This is a genomic window from Microbispora hainanensis, assembly GCF_036186745.1.
GTDB lineage: Bacteria > Actinomycetota > Actinomycetes > Streptosporangiales > Streptosporangiaceae > Microbispora.
This window is the reverse complement of the sequence record NZ_CP108086.1, coordinates 7,491,725-7,510,273: the sequence shown is the minus strand read 5'-3', so window position 1 is coordinate 7,510,273 and position 18,549 is coordinate 7,491,725. Positions and strand designations below refer to the sequence as shown.

17 protein-coding genes are annotated in these 18,549 nt (G+C 74.0%); 4 read left to right on the top strand and 13 right to left on the bottom strand.

The window, feature by feature from the left end:
• Window positions 1–56: 56 nt before the first annotated feature.
• Both OHB01_RS34305 and OHB01_RS34300 read left to right on the top strand, forming a co-directional pair.
• Window positions 57–1,013 (top strand): hypothetical protein, encoded by a 957-nt coding sequence (locus OHB01_RS34305; protein ID WP_142647441.1) that lies wholly within the window; start codon window positions 57–59, stop codon window positions 1,011–1,013.
• A 191-nt stretch (window positions 1,014–1,204) separates the two neighbouring features.
• A complete protein-coding gene (locus OHB01_RS34300) occupies window positions 1,205–1,861 on the top strand; it encodes a response regulator transcription factor (protein WP_142647440.1) in 657 nt (218 codons plus the stop codon).
• On the opposite strand, the gene OHB01_RS34295 is transcribed toward OHB01_RS34300, so the two are convergent.
• The 9 genes from OHB01_RS34295 to OHB01_RS34255 all read right to left on the bottom strand — a co-directional run bounded on the left by OHB01_RS34295 (window position 1,763) and on the right by OHB01_RS34255 (window position 13,141).
• A complete protein-coding gene (locus tag OHB01_RS34295) occupies window positions 1,763–3,688 on the bottom strand; it encodes an ATP-binding cassette domain-containing protein (protein ID WP_261985659.1) in 1,926 nt (641 codons plus the stop codon). The genes OHB01_RS34300 and OHB01_RS34295 overlap by 99 nt on opposite strands.
• On the bottom strand, window positions 3,685–5,553 hold the full coding sequence (locus tag OHB01_RS34290) for an ABC transporter ATP-binding protein (protein ID WP_142647439.1): 1,869 nt from the start codon (window positions 5,551–5,553) through the stop codon (window positions 3,685–3,687). Before OHB01_RS34290 ends, OHB01_RS34295 begins: the two co-directional genes overlap by 4 nt.
• Before the next feature lie 122 nt (window positions 5,554–5,675).
• Window positions 5,676–5,822, bottom strand: a complete 147-nt coding sequence (locus tag OHB01_RS34285) for a SapB/AmfS family lanthipeptide (protein ID WP_240971353.1) — start codon at window positions 5,820–5,822, stop codon at window positions 5,676–5,678.
• A gap of 69 nt (window positions 5,823–5,891) precedes the next feature.
• Window positions 5,892–6,041 (bottom strand): SapB/AmfS family lanthipeptide, encoded by a 150-nt coding sequence (locus OHB01_RS34280; protein ID WP_142647438.1) that lies wholly within the window; start codon window positions 6,039–6,041, stop codon window positions 5,892–5,894.
• Complete coding sequence (gene lanKC / locus OHB01_RS34275) at window positions 6,038–8,656, bottom strand: class III lanthionine synthetase LanKC (RefSeq protein WP_142647437.1); 2,619 nt, start codon at window positions 8,654–8,656, stop codon at window positions 6,038–6,040. The genes OHB01_RS34280 and lanKC overlap by 4 nt, the downstream gene beginning before the upstream one ends.
• A gap of 546 nt (window positions 8,657–9,202) precedes the next feature.
• Complete coding sequence (locus tag OHB01_RS34270; protein WP_328855879.1) at window positions 9,203–9,916, bottom strand: sensor histidine kinase; 714 nt, start codon at window positions 9,914–9,916, stop codon at window positions 9,203–9,205.
• A 250-nt stretch (window positions 9,917–10,166) separates the two neighbouring features.
• Entirely contained in the window at window positions 10,167–11,477 is a 1,311-nt protein-coding gene (locus OHB01_RS34265; protein ID WP_261985661.1) for an NAD(P)/FAD-dependent oxidoreductase, read from the bottom strand.
• Entirely contained in the window at window positions 11,474–12,064 is a 591-nt protein-coding gene (locus OHB01_RS34260) for an isoprenylcysteine carboxyl methyltransferase family protein (protein ID WP_260617233.1), read from the bottom strand. The genes OHB01_RS34265 and OHB01_RS34260 overlap by 4 nt, the downstream gene beginning before the upstream one ends.
• A 9-nt stretch (window positions 12,065–12,073) precedes the next feature.
• On the bottom strand, window positions 12,074–13,141 hold the full coding sequence (locus OHB01_RS34255) for a type III polyketide synthase (protein WP_142647435.1): 1,068 nt from the start codon (window positions 13,139–13,141) through the stop codon (window positions 12,074–12,076).
• 115 nt (window positions 13,142–13,256) lie between these two features.
• Here OHB01_RS34255 and OHB01_RS34250 point away from each other — a divergent pair, with 115 nt between their 5' ends.
• Window positions 13,257–14,441, top strand: coding sequence for a UbiA family prenyltransferase (locus tag OHB01_RS34250; RefSeq protein ID WP_261985662.1), 1,185 nt, complete (start codon window positions 13,257–13,259; stop codon window positions 14,439–14,441).
• Between the two features lie 122 nt (window positions 14,442–14,563).
• On the opposite strand, the gene OHB01_RS34245 is transcribed toward OHB01_RS34250, so the two are convergent.
• A complete protein-coding gene (locus OHB01_RS34245; RefSeq protein ID WP_261985663.1) occupies window positions 14,564–15,721 on the bottom strand; it encodes an MFS transporter in 1,158 nt (385 codons plus the stop codon).
• A 75-nt stretch (window positions 15,722–15,796) separates the two neighbouring features.
• Here OHB01_RS34245 and OHB01_RS34240 point away from each other — a divergent pair, with 75 nt between their 5' ends.
• The gene (locus OHB01_RS34240; RefSeq protein WP_328854530.1) at window positions 15,797–16,540 is read left to right on the top strand and encodes a helix-turn-helix transcriptional regulator; all 744 of its coding nucleotides are present in this window, start codon (window positions 15,797–15,799) and stop codon (window positions 16,538–16,540) included.
• Window positions 16,541–16,629: 89 nt separating this feature from the next.
• Here the strand turns inward: OHB01_RS34240 and OHB01_RS34235 are convergent, their stop codons facing one another.
• From OHB01_RS34235 to OHB01_RS34225, 3 genes are read right to left on the bottom strand one after another with little or no spacing between them, the layout of a single operon-like run.
• Window positions 16,630–17,241, bottom strand: coding sequence for a methyltransferase domain-containing protein (locus OHB01_RS34235; RefSeq protein ID WP_221889909.1), 612 nt, complete (start codon window positions 17,239–17,241; stop codon window positions 16,630–16,632).
• Window positions 17,238–17,900, bottom strand: coding sequence for a TIGR04282 family arsenosugar biosynthesis glycosyltransferase (locus OHB01_RS34230; RefSeq protein ID WP_221889908.1), 663 nt, complete (start codon window positions 17,898–17,900; stop codon window positions 17,238–17,240). Before OHB01_RS34230 ends, OHB01_RS34235 begins: the two co-directional genes overlap by 4 nt.
• Window positions 17,897–18,541: a glycosyltransferase family 2 protein gene (locus OHB01_RS34225; protein ID WP_185948966.1), complete on the bottom strand. Its 645-nt coding sequence runs from the start codon at window positions 18,539–18,541 to the stop codon at window positions 17,897–17,899. Before OHB01_RS34225 ends, OHB01_RS34230 begins: the two co-directional genes overlap by 4 nt.
• Window positions 18,542–18,549 lie beyond the last annotated feature (8 nt).

Here is an 18,549-nt window from a genome sequence, read left to right as displayed (position 1 = left end):
AGGTGGCGTACCCCAAACCGGGGGTGCGTTCCTGAACGGGGAGAGGAATGACCCTCATGGTGAAACGAGCTGCTACCACCCTGGTAGCGGTCGCCATGGGCGCCACGGCGCTCGCGACTGCGCCCGCGTACGCGGACACTGTCGCGCCCACGTCGACGCCCACGCCGAGCCCCTCCGCTGGGCACACCTTCAACAAGCCGCACAAGCCGGACTCCCACCAGCCCGACTTCCACAAGCCGTACAAGCCCGACCCGCGCATCCTGTCGGTCGACGTCAGCCCGAACGTGGTCGTGGTGAGCAAGGGCCGGTCCGCCCAGGTCACCGCCCGGGTCACGACCAAGGACGTCCAGAGCGTGGACATCGACCTGTGGGGTCCCGGGGTCGGTCACGGCGGCCACGGCGGCAACCACTGGTTCGGCAAGCAGAAGAGCGGTCACAACGGTCCGAAGCTCGACCACACCTCGCGGACGTGGAGCTTCGACTGGAACGACCGCGCCGGCACCTACAAGGTGCACGTCGTGGCCGTCGGCCTCGACGGCAAGAAGTACACCACCGACCGCAGCTTCACGGTGAAGCGCAAGGTGTCGCACGCGCCGCGCCCGACGGGTCCGAAGGCGACCCGCATCGCCGGCTTCGACGCCACGCCCGAGCCGGTCCGCAAGGGCCGCTCGCTCACCCTCAAGGGCACGCTGCAGGTCGCGCAGTGCTGGGGTGACTGGTACTACGGGTGGAACGACTTCACCGGCCGCCGTGGCGGCGCCCGCTTCTGCTCCGACAGCAACAACTACTGGAACAGCTGGCACTGGCTGGGCTCGCAGACCGTGAAGGTCTACTTCCAGCCCTCCGGCTCCCACAAGTGGCAGTACGTCAACTCCGTCAAGACCGCCGGTGACGGCGACTTCGCCACCAAGGTCCGGGCCTTCCGCTCCGGCACCTGGGCGGTGCGGTTCGACGGCGGCCACGGGCTCAAGGGTTCCCAGGCGACCGACTACGTGAAGGTCGTGCGCCACTAGAAACCCCGACCGCGACGCCCGGTTCCCCGTGAAGGGGGCCGGGCGTCGGTTGTTCTCTGACGCGCTTCCTGATTAAAGGTGACAGTTCGGGTAGAGAGGTCCCGGCGTGCGCGCGGAACCCTCATAGTGAGTGGGGCGCCGCGGTCACCAACGGCGAGCGTCCGCTCGCATCGCGTGTAGGGGGGTCTGGTTTGATCCGACTGATGCTCGCCGAGGACATGCACCTCATCCGCAAGGCGCTGGTCGCTCTGCTGTCGAGCGAGGACGACCTCGAGGTGGTGGCCGAGGCGGACAAGGGCGAGGACATCGTCAGGCTCGGCTGCCTGCGGCGCCCCGACGTCGCGGTGCTCGACATCGGGATGCCCGGTGTCGACGGCATCACCGCGGCGGCCGAACTGCACCGCCGGTTGCCCTCCTGCAAGACCGTCGTCCTCACCGGGCTCGGGACGCCCATGGCGCTGCGCAAGGCGCTGGACGCCGGCGTGCGCGGCTTCGTCGTGAAGGACGCCTCGCCGGGCCACCTCGTGGACTGCATCCGCCGCGTGTCGAAGGGGGAACGGGTCATCGACCCCGAGCTCGCGGTGGCCGCGCTCGACGCCGACAGCAACCCGCTGACCGCCCGCGAGCTCGACGTCCTGGAGAGCGCGGCCGGCGGCGCCACCGTGGGAGAGATCGCCGACCGCCTGTCGCTGTCGCGGGGCACGGTCCGCAACTACCTGTCCCGCATCATCACCAAGGTCGGCGCCCGCTCACGCGTCGAGGCGATCCAGATCGCCTCCGAGTGCGGCTGGCTGTGGCCCGCGCCCGGCCGGGATCTCGGCATCCTGCGCTACCGCCCCCGCCGGTAGCCTCCCCGGGCCCTCCCAGTGGCCCACCAGGCCGGCGTACAGCGGGGATGAGGCCACCATCTCCTCGTGCGTGCCGAGCCGGACGCGCGTGCCGTCCATGACGAGCACCCGCCGGGCCCGCAGGGCCGAGGAGATCCGGTGCGCCACGACGATCACCGTTCCCGGCCGCGCCGCGAAGGCCGCCTCCGCCCGCGCCTCCGCCGCCGGATCGAGATGACAGGTCGCCTCGTCGAGCACGACCAGACGGGCGGGGGACAGGTAGGTCCTCGCCAGCGCGACGAGCTGCCGTTCGCCCGCGGACAGCTCGGCCGGGTCGAGCGGGCCGCCTCCGGTGCGCCGCGCGAGCTCCGTCAGCCCGAACGCCGCCACCGCCTCGTCCACCCGATCGGGAGGCGTGCCCGGCGCGAGGTACGTCAGGTTCTCCGCCAGGGTGCCGGGGAAGACGTACGCCTCCTGGGGGATCAGCGCGCGGGCGGCCGGACTGACCTGTGTGGCCGGGACACCTCCGACGAGGACCTCGCCGTCGTCCGGGGTCAGCAGGCCGGCGACGAGCGCGGCCAGCGTGGACTTGCCGATGCCGCTCGGGCCGACGACGGCCAGGTGGTCGCCCTCGGGCACGTCGAGGTCCAGCCCGTCGATCACCGGCTCGGGGGCCTTGTGCCCCGGCTCGCCGTAGGCGAAGCGCACGCCGCGCAGCTCCAGCCGGACCCCGCCGGGCTCCCGGTCGCCGTGCGGCACGGGCGGGCCGGGCGCGTGCAGGATTCGCTCCAGTGTGACGGCCAGGCGGATCCCGCTCACCCCGAGGCCCTGGACCAGGCCGCCGAGCGCGGGGGAGAGCGACTGCATCACGTAGGTCAGCGCGCCGAGGATCACCCCTCCGGTCACCCCCTGGCGCACCAGCCAGGGCGCGCCCGCCAGCAGGAGCACCACCGGCAGCCACCCGCCCACCGCCAGCGACAGCGTCCGCGACGCCGTCACCCGGGCCAGCGCCCGTGCGGCCCCCGCCTGCCGGGAGATCTCCCGCCCGACGCTCGCCGCGACGCGCGCCTCGCCGCCGCAGGCGGTCACGTCCCGCAGGCCGCCCGCCATCGCGGCCACCGCGGCGGCCGTACGCTCGTCGGCGACGATGAACTCGCGCTGACGCCGGGCCAGGGCGGGCAGGGAGACGAGGAACAGGCCGAGCCCCAGGGCCACCGGAGCCAGCACCAGCGGCACGACCTCGGCGGCCAGGGTCGTCAGCCCCACCGCCACCCCGGCCAGCGTGAACACGAAGGTCCTGACCACCGTGATGATCGCGCCGAAGGCGTCCCTGGCCAGCTCGACCTGGTGGTTCATCCGGGCGACGGCCGCGCTGTCGCCGCCCCGCCCGGCCCGCAGCGCCCCGGTCACCACGCGTTCCAGCAGGTCATCGCGGAACGGCTCGACGATCCCCGCGATGAGCAGCAGCACCTGCCGGGCCGCCAGCGCGGCCACCCCCCACGCGGCGGCGAGCACGCCCAGCCAGATCAGGCCGGTGCCGGGCCGCCCCGCGGCGAAGCCGTCGTCCACGGCCCGCGCGATCGCATACCCGCCGGTCAGCGCGGGCAGGGTCTCCGCCACCGACCAGCAGGCCAGCCACACCAGCCGGGAGGGCGCGCGCAACAGCGCCCGCGTGAGCACCCGCCGCGCCTCCGCGCCATCGAGGGCGCCGCCCGCCTCGTTGTGGGTGGCTGGTGCGGCAGGTCCGGTGGGTCCGGTGGGTGTGGTCCGTGCGGCAGGGGCAGCGGGGGCCGGGGCGTGGGTGTCGTGACGCCGCGCGTCGGCCCCGCCGGGTGCGCGGCGCTTCACGAGGCGTCCTCGGCGCGGAAGACCGCGCGGTAGCCGGGGTCGTGCCACAGTCGCTCGTGCGTGCCGGTCGCGCGGACCCGTCCGTCCTCCAGCCACACGACCTGGTCGGCCTGGGCCGCCGTCGTCACGCGATGGGCCACCACCAGCCGGGTGCGGCCGGACAGGCTCCCGGTGAGCGCCCGCCCGACCTGCCGCTCGGTCACCGTGTCGAGGCTCGACATGGCGTCGTCCAGGATCAGCAGCCGGCCGGCCTGGGCGAACGCGCGGGCCAGGCCGATCCGCTGGACCTCGCCCCCGGACATCGGCGCCTCGGCGACCGGGGTGGCGTACCCGTGCGGCAGCCGCCGGATGAAGACGTCGGCGCAGGCGGCGACGGCGGCCGCCCGCGCCGCGTCCTCGGCGCACGCCGTGTCCCTGCTGCGCGTCGCGTTCTCGGTGCGCGCCTTGTCCCTGCTGCGCGCCGTACTGTGCGCGGTGCCGTCCCCCGGGGGGAGGCCGAAGGCGACGGCCTCGGCCAGCGTCTCGCCGAACAGCGCGGGCCGCTCGAACGCGTATCCGACGGCGCGGCGCAGCGGCTCGCGGCCGATCTCGCGCAGGGGCACGCCGTCGAGCAGGACCGCGCCGCGTTCGGGATCGACGAGCCGGCCCGCGACGGCGGCCAGCGACGACTTGCCCGAGCCCGAGCGGCCCACCACCGCCGTGCACGTGCCGCCCGGCACGACCAGGCTGACACCGCTCAGCAGCCGTGTGCCGTCGGCCCGTACGGTCACGTCACGCAGTTCCAGCGTGCCCGGGCCCGGCGGCAGCGGCCGGTCCCCGTACGCCGGGGGCGGCACGGCGAACAGCTCCTCCAGGCGCTGGGCGGCCGACCGGGCGCGGGCGATGCGTGCCGCGTAGCCGAGCGCCGACCCCAGACCCGCCCCGAGCACGACGTAGCGCGCGGCGGCGAGCAGTTCCCCGACGGTGAGGCCGCCTGCCGACAGGCGCAGCCCGCCGGCGGCGAGCACGGCGATCTCCAGAAGCGGGACGACGACGGCGGCCTGGACACCGGCCCGCGCCTGCAGCCGCCACAGCGCCAGGCCGTGGGCGCGCAGGCGGGGGAGCGGGGCGAGCACACGCGCCGCCTCCCGGTCCTCGGTTCCGGCGGCGGTGATGGTGCGGGCCCCGGCGAGCGCGCCCACCAGCATGCCCGCGATCTCTCCCTGGGCCTGCTGGTAGCCGCCGGAGGCCGCCGTGGTCCTGCGCATGAACGCGCGGAGCACGGCGACGATCAGGAGCAGGCCGGCCACCAGCGTGACGGCGAGCCACGGGTCGATCAGCGCGAGGGCGACGACGCTGCCGGCCGCGGGAACGACGAGCGTGGCCGCGGTGACCACCGCCTCGGGGGTCCGCCCGGCCTCCTCCACGTTCACCCCGGCGCGGGTGACGATCTCGCCCGGCGCGAGGTGCCGGGTCATGCCGGCGCCGACGGACAGGGTGTGAGCCACCACCCGGGAGCGCAGCCACCGGGCGGCCCGCGCCCCGCTCACCCCGGCCGCGAGCACGCCCAGCGCGTCGCACGCGACGACCAGCGCGATCAGCAGCACGGCGGTCGCGAGCGGGCCGGTGAGCCCGAACGCGGCCTCACCCCCCGCTCCCGCCCCCACGCCGGCCCCCGCTCCCGATCCCGCCCCGGTCTCCGCTCCTGGCCCCGCCCCCGTTCGCGACTGGATCCGTACCACGACGTCGACGGCGCGGCCGAGCGCCGCCGGGAGCAGCAGGTCGGCCGCCGCGCCCAGCAGCGCCGTCGCCGCGAGCACGGCGAGCCACGGGCCGCCGCGCCGTACGGCCCGCGCGATCAGCAGGTCCGCCGGACGAGAGCTCACCGGATCCTCCAAAGGGGTGAAAGGCCGGACAGGACGGGAGGGGCTCCCGCGGCCGACCGGCCGGGGCCGTAAACGCGGAAGCCTGGGCGGCCGCGACGACCGCCCAGGACTCCCTCAGCGTGTTACCAGCCGCAGAGCAGGCTGAGGCTGCTGTTCTCGTGCGGGGTGCAGGCCAGGAGGCTCAGGTTGCTGCCGCCGCCGCCGTGGCCACCGCCGTGGCCGCCGGGGATCTCGAGGTTCTGCAGGTCGAGAAGCGCCATCTGGAACATCTCCTTGTATGGGTTTCGTCAGCCGGGGATGGGGCTGACGTTCGTGTTCACCGGAAGGTCGTCAGCGTGTTACCAGCCGCAGAGCAGGCTGAGGCTGCTGTTCTCGTGCGGGGTGCAGGCCAGGAGGCTCAGGTTGCTGCCGCCGCCGCCGTGGCCACCGCCGTAACCGCCGGGGGCCTCGAGGGTCTGCAGGTCGAGGAGCGCCATTGCGCGTTTCACCTCCTTTCGAGGCTGGTCGGGACGTTCGACCCGGCGGCGGTGCGCAGGGGCCCCTGCGCCCGGGACCGTCCGGGGGGTTCGAGGAACGGGAGATGGACCGGCTCGTCGTGCAGCGCGGTGCCGAGCGCGAGCAGCACGCCGGCGCTCCCGGTGGCGAGATCCATGGACAGCCGGAGCAACTGGGCTCCGGGGAAGGCCAGCCCGCCCTGGTAGGGAAGCTCGTGCCAGGCCAGCCGGGCGATCTGCGCCGCGGCGGCCTCGGGGTCGGGGCGCGAGCCGGACGACAGGCAGGCGATCATGCCGGCCCGGCCCGCGAACAGCCCCGGCTGGATGTAGTAGGGCAGTGTCGTGACCGGCCGGATGGCGGCCAGCGACTCGGCGAAGGTCTCGTCGTGCCGGTGGGCGAGGTAGCGGTCCAGCACCACGCCGATGCCGGCCGACCCCTCGTCGAGGTAGGGGTTGGTCCGCCAGCCCTGCTGCACCTGAAGCTGACCGTCCTCGCGGCCGACGCACCGGCGCAGGTCCTGCCGCAGCGCGGTGGCCGCGAGGTCGAGCAGGCCGGGGTCGCCGGTGCGCTCGTAGGCGTGCAGGAACATCAGGGCAGGCCCCGACGAGCCGTACATCAGCCCCGCGTGCGGGTGCTTGCCGCCGCTGATCTCGGGCACGTCGTCCGGGCCGCCGAGCCGGTCGGCCACCAGCGCCACGACGCGCGCGGCCCGCTCGCGCAACTCCGGCTCGCCGGTCGCGTCGTGCAGGTGCATCAGGGTGAGGCCGATGCCGGACAGGCCGCGGTAGAGACTCAGGTCCAGCCGTTGTTCCCCCGGCTCTCGTGCGCACCGTTCCGCCACGTCGAGCGCGTCCTCGCGGCGGCCGAGCGCCTCCAGCGCGTACGCCACCCCGTGCAGCCCGTTGTAGAAGCCGGGCCCGATGCCGGGTTCGGCGGCCTGCCTGAGCAGCCACTCCTCGTGCTCGGGGAAGCGTCCCGCCCCGGTCGCCGCGAGCGCGTACAGGACGCCCGCCGCGCCGTTGGCGAGGCTCACCCCACCGCCGGGCTCGAACTGGACGATGTCGCCGGGGAACAGGCGGTCGTCGCGTTCCGGCGTCGCCGAGGCGAGGATCGCCTTCGCCAGCGCCTCCCGCAGGGCGGGCCAGCCCTGGGTGAGCCGGGCCCGCCGGGGGAGCCGGCTCGGCTCCGGCGCGGGCGGATCCTGCCCGAGGATCGTCCGTACGGCCCCCTCGATCAGCGCGGGCGGCACCGGGAACGTCTCGACGATCAGCCGGCCGAGCTGGGCGGCCTTGGGCCGGTGGAGCTGCAGCAGCATGGTGGTCATCGGGGCGAACACGCCCAGGTGCAGGCAGGCCAGCGCGTACTCGTCGGCTGCGACGCCGGCCAGCTCGCGCGGCGGCACGAAGCCGGGATTGGCGAGCGTCGGTCGCCTGCGCTCCTCGACGGGGGAGGAGACCTCGAAGTCGATCAGGACCACGCGGTCGCCGTCCACCAGGACGTTGAAGGGGTGCAGGTCGCCGAACACCACGCCGCGCTCGTGCAGCGCCGAGACCGCCGCCCGCACCTTGGCGAGCATCCCGATGGCCCACCCGGCGTAGTCCGCGTCCATGACGGGGGTGCGGTCGGCGCGCGTGAGGGGGTGCTTCTGGGCGATGAGCTGGCTGAGCGAGGTGCCGTCGACGTACTCCTGCACCAGGAAGTGGTGCTCGCCGACGGTGAAGTAATCGCGCAGCGCCGGGACGACGTCGAGGCCGGCCAGGCGCTCCATGATCGCGGCCTCGTGCCGCAGGCGGGTGACGGCGTCGCGTCCCTCGACGTCCAGCCCGGCGTGCGGGCGGGCCTCCTTGAGCACCACCTTCTCGCCGGTGCGCCTGTAGTGCCCCAGGTAGACGCCGCCGCCGTTGGAGAAGTGCAGCACGCCGTCCACCGCGTACGGCACGCCTTCGAGCGTCACCGCGTTGCGCGCGGCCAGGTGGGGTTCGAGGAACACGGGCAGGGTCACCCAGGAGGGCAGGGCGAACGCGGGACCACGCACGTCGGGGACGAGGTCGCCGTCGGCGTTCTCGATCGCGAGGACCCGCTCGCCGTTCTCGTCGAGGCAGTGGCGCTCGGCGAACCCGCCGTAGCGGACGAACAGCGGTCCTTCGCCGTAACGCAGGTCGCTGAGGATGTACGGGCCCTCGACGCCGTCGAGGATCTCGGCGAGCTCCTTGAGCGTCAGCTCAAGCTGGGCCTCGTCCACCGGATAGATGGTGACGAGCTTGCCGCTCGACCCGCGGAAGGCGTACTTGGAGTTCTGCATCGCCATCACGCGCCGGCCGCGCAGGAACTTGAAAGCCAGTCCGCGGGGGACGCAGTAGTCCCAGGCCGCCGCGATCACCCGCTCCGCCTCCGGCACGGAGGAGGAGATGTGGATCTTCCAGCCCTGCGTGGGCAGGGTGGCGCCGGCCGGCGCGTAGTGGAGCCAGGTCCCGCTCGCGGCGTGCGCCCATCCCTCGGGAGCGGGCCGCGCGGCGATGGCGAAGTCGGGATGCTCCTCGCGCTTGGTGTCGAGGGTGTCGTAGAACAAGGGATCTGCGAGGCAGTAAATCTCGTACTTACTAATCACCAGATGTCCCCTCAGGCCGGTCACGTCAAAGAATTCCGGAAATAAAGAGAAGGGCCAAGTTACGCCCGTCAACTGCGCCATGTGAAATCTGCACATAACAACCGTGACGCCGTCATGGGTCGGTGGTGATGCTTTTCATTGCGGTCATCAAGGGGCCTAATGGACTATTCGGTCAAGGGGCTGGTCAAACGCACTGACCGAGGTCTGCGGCGGGTCGGCGAAGGGATAAAGGGCCTGGGCCCAGAAGTCCACGACGCGCATGCGCGCTGCCTGCACGTGGAGGGTTCGGACAGGCAGGCCCGAGCGTCGGCATGCGGAGACCTGTGCCTCGCTACGCGGACGCCCGCGCGTTGTTATGCGGGACCCGTGCGTCGCCGGGTGGAGGCCCGGGCGTGCTTATGCGGAGGCGCGCCTGGCTATGCGGAGGGCCCGCGCGCTGCTATGCGTAGACCTGTGCGCTGCTATGCGGAGCGGTGCGTCGCCGTGGGGAGGCCGGCACGTCGTGCTTTCGGATCCGGGCCGCCCGGCCGGTGAGCGCGGCCTGTGTCAGCGGCGGTCCCCGCGCCTGCAGGGGATCTCGGCGATGAGGCGGAACCAGCCGTCCGGGTCGAGGACCGTTCCCACGACGCCGTCGAGCTCCGCCGCTCTGGTGCGGAGGTTGTCCAGTCCGCTGCCGTCGCCGGGCGGCGTGGAGGGATCGACGCCGTTGTTGGAGACGGTGAGCGTCGCCATGCCGCCCCGCACGACGATCTCGATCGTGCACAGGGTCGCCCTGCTGTGACGCAGGACGTTGGTCACCGCCTCCCGCACCATGATCGCGAACACCGCGCTGATCTCGTCGCCCAGCTCCGCCTCGGTGGCCTCGACGCTGCAGCCGGCGCCGTACGCCCTGAGCACGGCCCGCGCGTTGGCCAGTTCCGAGGCGAGCGAGACGTCACGGAAGGAGCGGGTCACGTTGCGGATGTCGGCGGACGCCTGGCGGATCGACTGCACCACGTCGGCCAGGGCCGGTCGCAGGGGGCTGTCGTCGTCCGCGAGGCGATAGGCGAGCTCGCTGCGCAGGGTGGCCAGCCACAGGCGGCTGCTCACGAGGTCGTGCACGTCACGGCCGAACTGCTCGCGGGCTTCGGCCGCCGCCTGCCGCGCGGCCTCGGCCTGCGTGGCGCGCAGCCGGCGCAGGCGCATCGCGAGGACCACCAGCGCGGCGATCGGGAGCGTACCGAGCAGAGCCAGCAGGGTGAGCAGGACGACGTTCTGCACGTGGGGCAAGTGACGACCCTCCAGTCATCCTTGCCGTAACATCGGCCTCGCCATTCGGTACATACACCAGATCTTTGCATACCGGTCACGAAATATGGCTACTTTGTCAATGTCGAAGTAGGTTCTATTGCCGTCGCGTATAGGGCTATCCGGTGGTGCCCTAAAAACGGGCCTTCACGAATTGTGAATCCGGCTGTAACAATTCTGGAGCCGTGCCCGTTTTGGAGGGAAGGTGTGGAAAGCGTGGCGCTCAGGCGAGCGCCCGTACCGCCGCCCCGAACACCACGGGCAGGCGCCGCGCGGCGGGCACGATCATCCGGGCCGCGGGAGGATGCCGCCTGGCCCCAACCAGAGCGGCCGTCAGCAGACGGGAACGCCACGACAGGCGCCGCCAGGCGGCCTCGTACTCCTCGGGGCGCCCCGCCCGCAGGCATGAGACCAGCGCGTGGGCCGACAGCAGCGCGAGCGAGATCCCCTCACCGGTGAGCGCGTCGACGTAGCCCGCGGCGTCGCCGACGAGGAGCACCCGCCCGGCCACCCGCCGCCGCACCCGCTGGCGCAGCGGACCGGCCCCGCGCACGGGGGTGGCGGGAGGGCCGTCCAGCCGGGCGAGCAGGCCGGGGAACCGCGCCAGGTGCTCGTCGTAGGTCCGCCGTTCGCTGCTGAGCACGGCCACGCCGATCAGGTCGTCGCCCACCGGGGTGACGTACGCCTCGCCGCCGGGCGCCCAGTGCACCTCCACGAAGTCCGTCCACGGCGCGACCCGGTAGTGACGGCGCAGGCCGTATCTGCGGGGGCCGCCGGACGGCAGGCCGAGCCCGAGCCGCGTCCTGATCGGCGAGTGCAGCCCGTCGGCCGCGACCAGCCACCGCGCGCTCAGTTCCCGGACGCCTGCTTCCCGGCCGTACGGTTCCCGCGTACGCGGTTCCTGAACACACGGTTCCCTGCCGGACGGTTCTCCGGCACGGAACTCCAGACCCGACGTGCCGCGTGACTCCGGGCCGTATGGTCCCCGGCCACGCAGTTCGGGCCGGTGCAGTTCCGGGCCGTGCAGCTCGGACCCGTGCAATTCAGGCCACCGCGGCTTCGGGTCACCCAAGTCTGCAGCACGCGGTTCTGGAGCACGCAGTTCCGGGGCACACAGCTCCAGATCGCACAGGTCCGGGCCGCCTGTCACGCGGGCGCGTACGCCCTCATCAGCGGCGTGCACCGCGTCCACCCGGCCCGGCACGAGGCGGACGCCGAGGTCCCGGGCGCGGAGGGCGAGCGCCGCGTGCAGGGCCGTGCGGCGCACGCCCAGCCCGTGGCCGTCCCGGAACTCCGCCTGCACCCGGTGGGGCCCGTCCACGTAGCGGATGCCGCGGAACGGCCTGCCGTCCGGCATCTCCACCCCGAGGTCCGCCAGCGCGGCGGCGCCGGTAGGCATCAGGCCCTCCCCGCACGCCTTGTCGACCGGGCCGGTCCGCGGTTCGACGACGACCGTCTCCATTCCGGCCAGCGCCGCGTGGATGGCCGTGGCCAGCCCGGCGGGCCCGCCGCCGGCGACCAGCAGGTCGATCACGCCGCGGTCCCCGCCCCTGCGCCGGGTGCGGCCGAGCCGGTGGCCGCGGTGGCGAGGGCGGTGTTCTCACAGCGCAGGCGTACGGCCATGAGCGGCACGTTGAGCAGGGTGAAGGCCAGCGCCGTCAGCCAGGCGGAGTGCACGAGCGGCAGCGCCGCGCCCTCCACCGCCACCGCGACGTAGTTGGGGTGGCGCAGCCACCCGAACCGGTACGGCCCGCGCCGTACGAGCGGCAGACCGGGCACGACGATGACCTGCGTGTTCCACTGGGGGCCGAGCGTGGTGACGCACCACCACCGCAGCCCCTGCGCGGCCAGGACCAGCACGAACATCGGCCAGCCCAGACCGGGGACGAACGGCCGGTCCGCCAGCCACACCTCCAGCAGGCATCCGGCCAGCAGACCGGTGTGCAGGGCGACCATCCAGGGATAGTGGCCCCTGCCGTACACCACGCCGCCCCGGCCGAGGCTCCAGCGGGCGTTGCGGCGGGCGACGACCAGCTCGGCGAGGCGCTCAACCGCGACGAGCGCGATGAGCAGCACATACCAGGGCGACACGGGCCAGGACGACACGGGCCAGGACGACACGGCTTCTCCCTACCAGCGCAGCAGGACGAGTTCGGAGCAGAACCCCGGGCCCATCGCCAGCAGCATGCCCGGCGTGCCCGGCGGCGGGGGCCGCAGCGCGAGGGTGTCGCGCAGCACGTGCAGCACCGAGGACGACGACAGGTTCCCGTTGGTGGCCAGCGAACGCCAGGTGAGGTCGAGCGCGCCGTCCGGGAGCGCGAGCGTCTCCGCGACGGCCTCCAGCACCTTGGGGCCGCCGGGATGGCAGACCCAGGCGGTGATGTCGTCCGCGGTGAGGCCGTGGTCGGCGAGGAACCCGTGCACGTCGTCGCCCAGATAGGTGCGGACCACGTCGGGCACCCCGGCGTCCAGCACGACGCGGAAGCCGGTGTCGCGGACGTCCCAGCCCATCACGCGTTCCGAGCCGGGATAAAGGTGGCTGCGCGTGCCCACCACCGTCGGGCCGGCCGCATCCGCCGGTAACGGCTCGCGCTCGTCCCCGTACGCGACCACGGCGGCGGCGCCGTCTCCGAACAGGGCGCCTGCCACGAGGTTGGCGGTGGAGGTGTCGTCGCGCTGCAAGGTGAGGGAGCACAGCTCGACCGAGAGCAGCACGGCCACGTGGCCGGGCCAGCCGCGCAGGTAGTCGTGCAGCCGGGCGATTCCGGCCGCTCCCGCCACGCACCCGAGGCCGAACACCGGCACCCGCTTCACGTCCGGGCGGAGCCCGATCCGGTTGGCCAGCCTGGCGTCCAGCGACGGCGCGGCGACGCCGGTGACCGACGTGCACATGATCATGTCGACGTCCGCCGGGGTGAGCCCGGCCGCGTCCAGCGCCCCCGTTATGGCCTGCGCGCCCAGGTCGAGCGCGGCCTCGATGAACAGGTCGTTGGCCGCGCCGAAGCCGTCGAGCTTGCCGTACTGGTCGAGCGGCAGCACCAGGTTGCGGTGCTCCACCCGGGCGCCGGCGTGCAGCCGGTCGAGAAGCCGGCGATCGGCGCCAGGCGGAAGGCAGACCCGCGCGAGCGCGTCCGCGATCTCCGCCTGCGAGTGGCGATGCGGGGGAACGACACCGTGGACGGCCGCGATCCGCGTCATCTCACATCCTCGTGCAGGCGAAAACCGTGACAATTCCCTCTTGCCCGTTGGGGGCCTCGGCATACATTTCGGTGCGGATCGTGATCTGTCGGAGATGCCCCGTTACGCTCAAAACGTGACCGGTTCAGGGGAACTGCCCGAGGACGCGGCGGCCGGCAGCGGCGCGGGCGCCGCCGTGCCGGTCCAGGACGCGCGTCGCGCGGCCTCCTCCTCGGCGGGCACCGAGAGTGTCGCGGGCATCGAGAGTGTCGCGGGCATCGAAAGCGTCGAGGGCGCTGAGGGTGTCGAGGGCATGGAGGGCATCCGGAGCGAGGCGGCTGCCGAGGGCCAAGGGGCCGCCGGGGATCCCAAGGCGACCGGAACTGCCGCGATGACCAGGGACGCCAGGACGAACAGGGCGGCGGGGGTGGCGTCTACCGCGGCCGGGTCAGCGGGAGTGGCCGCAGTGGCGCGTATGGTGGCCGGGCTGGCCAGGGCGTGTCACCCGGGTCCGACAGCGGCGGTGACGACGCTGGTCACGGCGCTCGTGGCGGTCGCCGGGTGGGGGCCGGCCGGGACGGTGCTGACCGCTCTCGCCGTGCTGACCGGTCAGCTGTCCGTGGGCTGGTGCAACGACGCCGTGGACGCCGCCAGGGACGCCGGGGCCGGCAGGACGTCCAAGCCGATCGTGGCGGGTCTGGTGTCCGCGCGCACGGTGCGCGTCGCGGCGTTCGCCGCACTGGTGGCCTGCGTGCCGCTCTCGCTGTCCTGTGGTGTGGTGGCCGGGGTGACGCACCTGGTCGCCGTCGCCGCGGCCTGGGCCTACAACCTGTGGCTCAAGGGCACGGCGGCCTCGTGGGTGCCGTACGCGGCGGGGTTCGGCGCGGTGCCGGTGTTCGTGACGACCGGAACGCCCGGCCACGCCCCGCCGGTCTCACCGCCGGTCTCATCCCCGGCGTGGTGGGCCGTACTCGCCGCGGCGCTGCTCGGCTGCGCGGCGCACCTCGCGAACGTGCTGCCCGACATCGAGACGGACGTCGCGACGGGGGTGCGGGGCTGGCCGCAGCGTCTCGGCCCCGCCCGAGCGCGGCGTGTCCTGCCGCTGCCGTTGCTGGCCGCGTCGGCGCTGCTGGTGGTCGCGCCTCCGGGACCGGCAGGCCCGGCCCGATGGCTCGCGTTCGCCGGAGTGGCCGCGTGCGCCGCGGCCGGTCTGCTGCTCGCCCGGCGCGTGGCCGCGGCGCCCTTCGCCGCCGCGATCGGTGCGGCCGGGATCGACGTCCTGCTGCTCGCCGCCACGCCGGGCGTCGTCAGCGGAGGCTGAGGCTGAGGCTCAGGCAAGGCGGCCGGCGTCCCCCTGGGATCGCGGGCGGGCGTAACCGCGACGACCCCGAGCAGGGACACCTAGAGCAGGGACACCTACTAGAGCAGGGACACCTGAAGGAATCACCTGCGGGGGAGGAACAGTCCCAGTGCCACGGCCGCGATCGGCACCAGACAGAGGACGGTGAAGACGCCCTGCGGGCCGTACGCCTCCGCCGTGACGCCGAGCACCGGCGCGGCGAGCCCGCCGACGCTCACGCCGAGCCCGAGCGTGACACCGGCGGCGGTGCCCGGCCGGTTGGGCAGGTAGTCCTGGCCCAGCTTCACCAGCACGGCGAACGGGATGTTGACCGCGATGCCCGCGAGCACGGCGAACAGCATCGGCAGGCAGGGCCCCGGCAGCAGGCGCAGCCCGGCGAGCGCGGGTATGGCGAGCAGGCCGCCGATCTGCACGGTTCGCACGAGTCCCATCCGGTCGGCGAGGCGTCCCCCGAGGAGGGTGCCCGCGACCCCGCCGACCAGGAAGCAGGCCAGGGCCGCGCCCGCGAGGCCGCGTCCGGCGTCGAGATGCCTGATCCAGAACAGCTCGATGAAGGTGAGCACGCCGAAGAACGTCACCGACCTGACGACCTCGATGCCGGTGAGGACCATGAACGGCGCCCACCTGTCGGTGCCCGCGCGCGTGCCCGCCGCGCCCGCCCGGGCCGGGGGCCGGTTCCGGAGCAGCGCGAACGCGACGAGCAGGGCCGGTGGGATGAACAGGACCGTGGCGCCGACGCCCATCGCGATGAGGACGGGCGTGGCCAGCACGGGCGCGAGGAAGAAGCCGACGCTCCCGCCCGCCGCGAAGACGCTCATCGCCGTCGCGCTGTCTCCCGCCGTCTCTCTGGCCCCCTTGCCCGCCGCCGGGTGGAACATGGCCACGCCGAGCCCGGACAGCAGCACGAGGGCCCAGACCACGGGGTAGGGCTCCACCAGCCCGGACAGGCCGAGGCCGAGCCCGGCCAGCGCGACACCGGCGGCGGCGAGCCAGCCCAGGCGGAATCGGTCGACGGCCAGGCCGATGAACGGCTGCGGAATCGAACTGCCCAGGGCCGCGGCCATCGTCAGCCCGGAGGCCGCCACGTAGCCGTAGTGCCGGTCGAGCACGAAGTAGGGCACGCAGGCCGGCACGAGTCCCTGGTAGAGGTCGTCGACGGCGTGCGCCGTAGCCCACAGCCACATGCGCCGCCACGCGGACGCCGCCCGCGCCGCCGGCGCCTGAACGGATGTCTGTGTCACTGATCGTCTCCTTGAGAGGCTCCGTCGAGCATCCCGGACGACCCTGGCGGCGAACTAGCGATATTCTGCCGATTCATGTCGGCAACCCGCCATCCCTCCGGCGGCGGCGCGTCCCGCGTGCCGCTGGCCCACCGTCAGCGCATCGACTGGCACGACCACGCCTCCCACCAGCTCATCCATCCGCATCGCGGGGTGTTGCGGATCTCGACGCCGATCGGCGACTGGGTGGTGCCACCGCATCGGGGCGTGTGGATCCCGGCGGGAGTGGCGCACGCGCACGAGGCGTACGGGCCGACCGAGATGCGGGCGCTGCTCTTCGGCCCGACGGTCAACCCGCTGCGGCTGGACCGGCCCACGGTCATGGCGATCACGCCTCTGCTGCGGGAGGTCGTGGTCGCCCTGACCGGCGACGACGAGCCGACGCCGGGTCAGCGGGCCAACCTCGAACGCGTGCTGCTCGACCAGCTCCGCGAGGTCGAGGCGCTGCCGCTGTGCCTGCCGACGCCGTCCGTTCCCCGGCTGCGCGACGTGGCCGCGATCCTGGAGGCCGATCCGGCGGACGGCCGTACGCTCGCCGAGCTGGGCGCGGTGGTGGGCGCGTCGGAACGCACGCTCAGCAGGCTGTTCCGCGCGGAGACCGGCATGAGCTTCCCGCAGTGGCGCACCCAGCTTCGGCTGCATCACGCGCTCATCCTGCTGGCCGGCGGCCGGTCGGTGACCTCGACGGCCGCCGCGTGCGGTTACAGCGGCCCCAGCGCGTTCATCCAGTCGTTCAAGCACGCCTTCGGCACGACCCCGCACGCGTACGTGCGCGCGTGAGGCGGCCGGTCACGGCCGGGCGAGCACCACGTAGCCGCCCTCCAGGAACACCACCCGGTAGCCGCCTCGGCCGTGGAGGGGCGCGGAGCTCAGCCCAGGACCGAGAACCAGCGGCCGGCCTCGGTCCACACCTCCACGGGGCGGAAGCCGGTGCGTGCGGCGAGCGGCCCGATGTCCGACACGCTGACCCGCGCCCAGGCGAACCACCCGGTGACCCTGCCCTCCCGCCGCAGCCGCACCCGTTCCGTACGGGTCGCGGCGCCGGGCGGGTCGAGCTCGGCGACGACCTCGCCGCCGGGACGCAGCAGCTCGCGGGCCCGGCGCAGCAGGGCGTCGGGGTCGCCGCCGATGCCGATGTTGCCGTCGGCCAGCAGCACGGTGCCCCAGCGGCCCGCTCCGGGCACGTGGCCGAACACGTCGCGACAGAGGGCACGCCCGCCGGCCAGGCGGGTGAGCCGTACGGCCCGGGGGGTGACGTCGATGCCGAGCGCCTGCACGCCGCGCCTCGTCAGCGCCACGGTCAGCCGCCCCGGTCCCGAGCCCACGTCGAGCGTGGGGTCGGCGCAGCGGGCGAGCATGGCCTCGTCCCCTTCGGCGTCGTGGAGCCAGCGCCACGCCTCCAGCGGCCAGGTGCCGCCGTCGGCCGACTCGACCTCGACTCGCGCGCCGTCCAGCGACTCGGCGTAGAGCGGGCCGATCACGCGGGGACGTCCGCGCCGAGGGCGGCCAGCGTCGCCGCGAACCGCGAGGAGGGGATCCGCGCGGCCACCGCGTGCGCGTCCGCGGCGGTGTCCACGTCGGTCAGCTCGGGCAGCAGAGCGGTCCGCACGCCCGCGGCGCGGATCCGCTCCATCAGCAGCGCGCCCGTGTCGGGCCGGGACATCGGCAGCCCGTCCAGCAGGGCGGGATCGGGCGTGCGCTGCCCGAGCAGCCAGAACCCGCCGTCGGAGGCCGGGCCGACCACGACGTCGTGCCCGTCCAGCAGCCGCACCGCCTCGCTCAGCAGCGCGGGGGTGACCTGCGGCGTGTCCATGCCGATCAGCACGACCGGCACGGGAAGGGCCGTCCACGCGTCGGCGAAGGCGGCGGTCAGCCGTTCGGCCAGGTCGCCGCCCCGCTGCGCGACCACGTCGCACCCTGCGGGCAGCCAGGGCCCCGGCTCGCCGAGCAGGGCCAGCACCCGGCGCGCGGCGGGGGTGGCGGCGACGGCCGACAGGGTGTCGCGCAGTGCCGCCTCCGCGAGCGCGGCGGCCTCTTGAGCCGTGTACGGCGGCGTGAGCCGGGTCTTCACTGCCCCCGGCACGGGCGACTTGGCGATCACGACGAGCTGCGCCGCGGCCCCGCCCGTGGCCGGCGTCACGCCGCCCGCCACATGTCGCGCACCGTACGCACGGTGCCGCGGACCGTCCCCGTCACCTTCGAGTGGCCCACCCGCGGCAGGTAGTCGACGTCGACCTCGCCGATGCGCCAGCCCGCCTCGCTCGCCCGCAGCACCATCTCCAGCGGGTAGCCGAACCGCCGGTCCCGCAGGCCCAGGTCCAGCAGCGCCGTACGGCGGGCGGCGCGCATCGGGCCGAGGTCGTGCAGGGGCGCGCCGGTGCGGCGGCGCAGCCGCCAGGCGAGCACCTGGTTGCCCAGCCGGGCGTGCGCGGGCCAGGCCGACGCGGTGACGGGCCTGCGGCGGCCCAGCACCAGGTCGGAGTCGCCGCGCACCACATCCTCCGCGACGTACGGAAGCTGCCGGGGATCCAGGGAGGCGTCGGCGTCCATGAAACACACGACGGGGGCGGTCGCCGCCTCCAGGCCCGCGTGGCAGGCGGCGCCGAAGCCCGGCCTGGGCTCGCTCACCACGAGCGCGCCGTGCCGGGCGGCGACCTCGGCCGACCCGTCGGTGGATCCGTTGTCCACCACGATGGGCCGGTAGCCGTCCGGCATGCGGCCGAGCACCCAGGGCAGCGCCGCCGCCTCGTCGAGGCAGGGAAGCACCACATCGATCTGCATGCCGCAGA

Bases quoted from the DNA above. Each gene is read 5' to 3' on its own strand.
- OHB01_RS34285 (WP_240971353.1), bottom strand. From the start codon at position 5,822: ATGTTCCAGATGGCGCTTCTCGACCTGCAGAACCTCGAGATCCCCGGC.
- OHB01_RS34255 (WP_142647435.1), bottom strand. From the start codon at position 13,141: ATGACGCGGATCGCGGCCGTCCACGGTGTCGTTCCCCCGCATCGCCAC.
- OHB01_RS34240 (WP_328854530.1), top strand. From the start codon at position 15,797: ATGTCGGCAACCCGCCATCCCTCCGGCGGCGGCGCGTCCCGCGTGCCG.
- OHB01_RS34225 (WP_185948966.1), bottom strand. From the start codon at position 18,541: ATGCAGATCGATGTGGTGCTTCCCTGCCTCGACGAGGCGGCGGCGCTG.
- OHB01_RS34305 (WP_142647441.1), top strand. From the start codon at position 57: ATGGTGAAACGAGCTGCTACCACCCTGGTAGCGGTCGCCATGGGCGCC.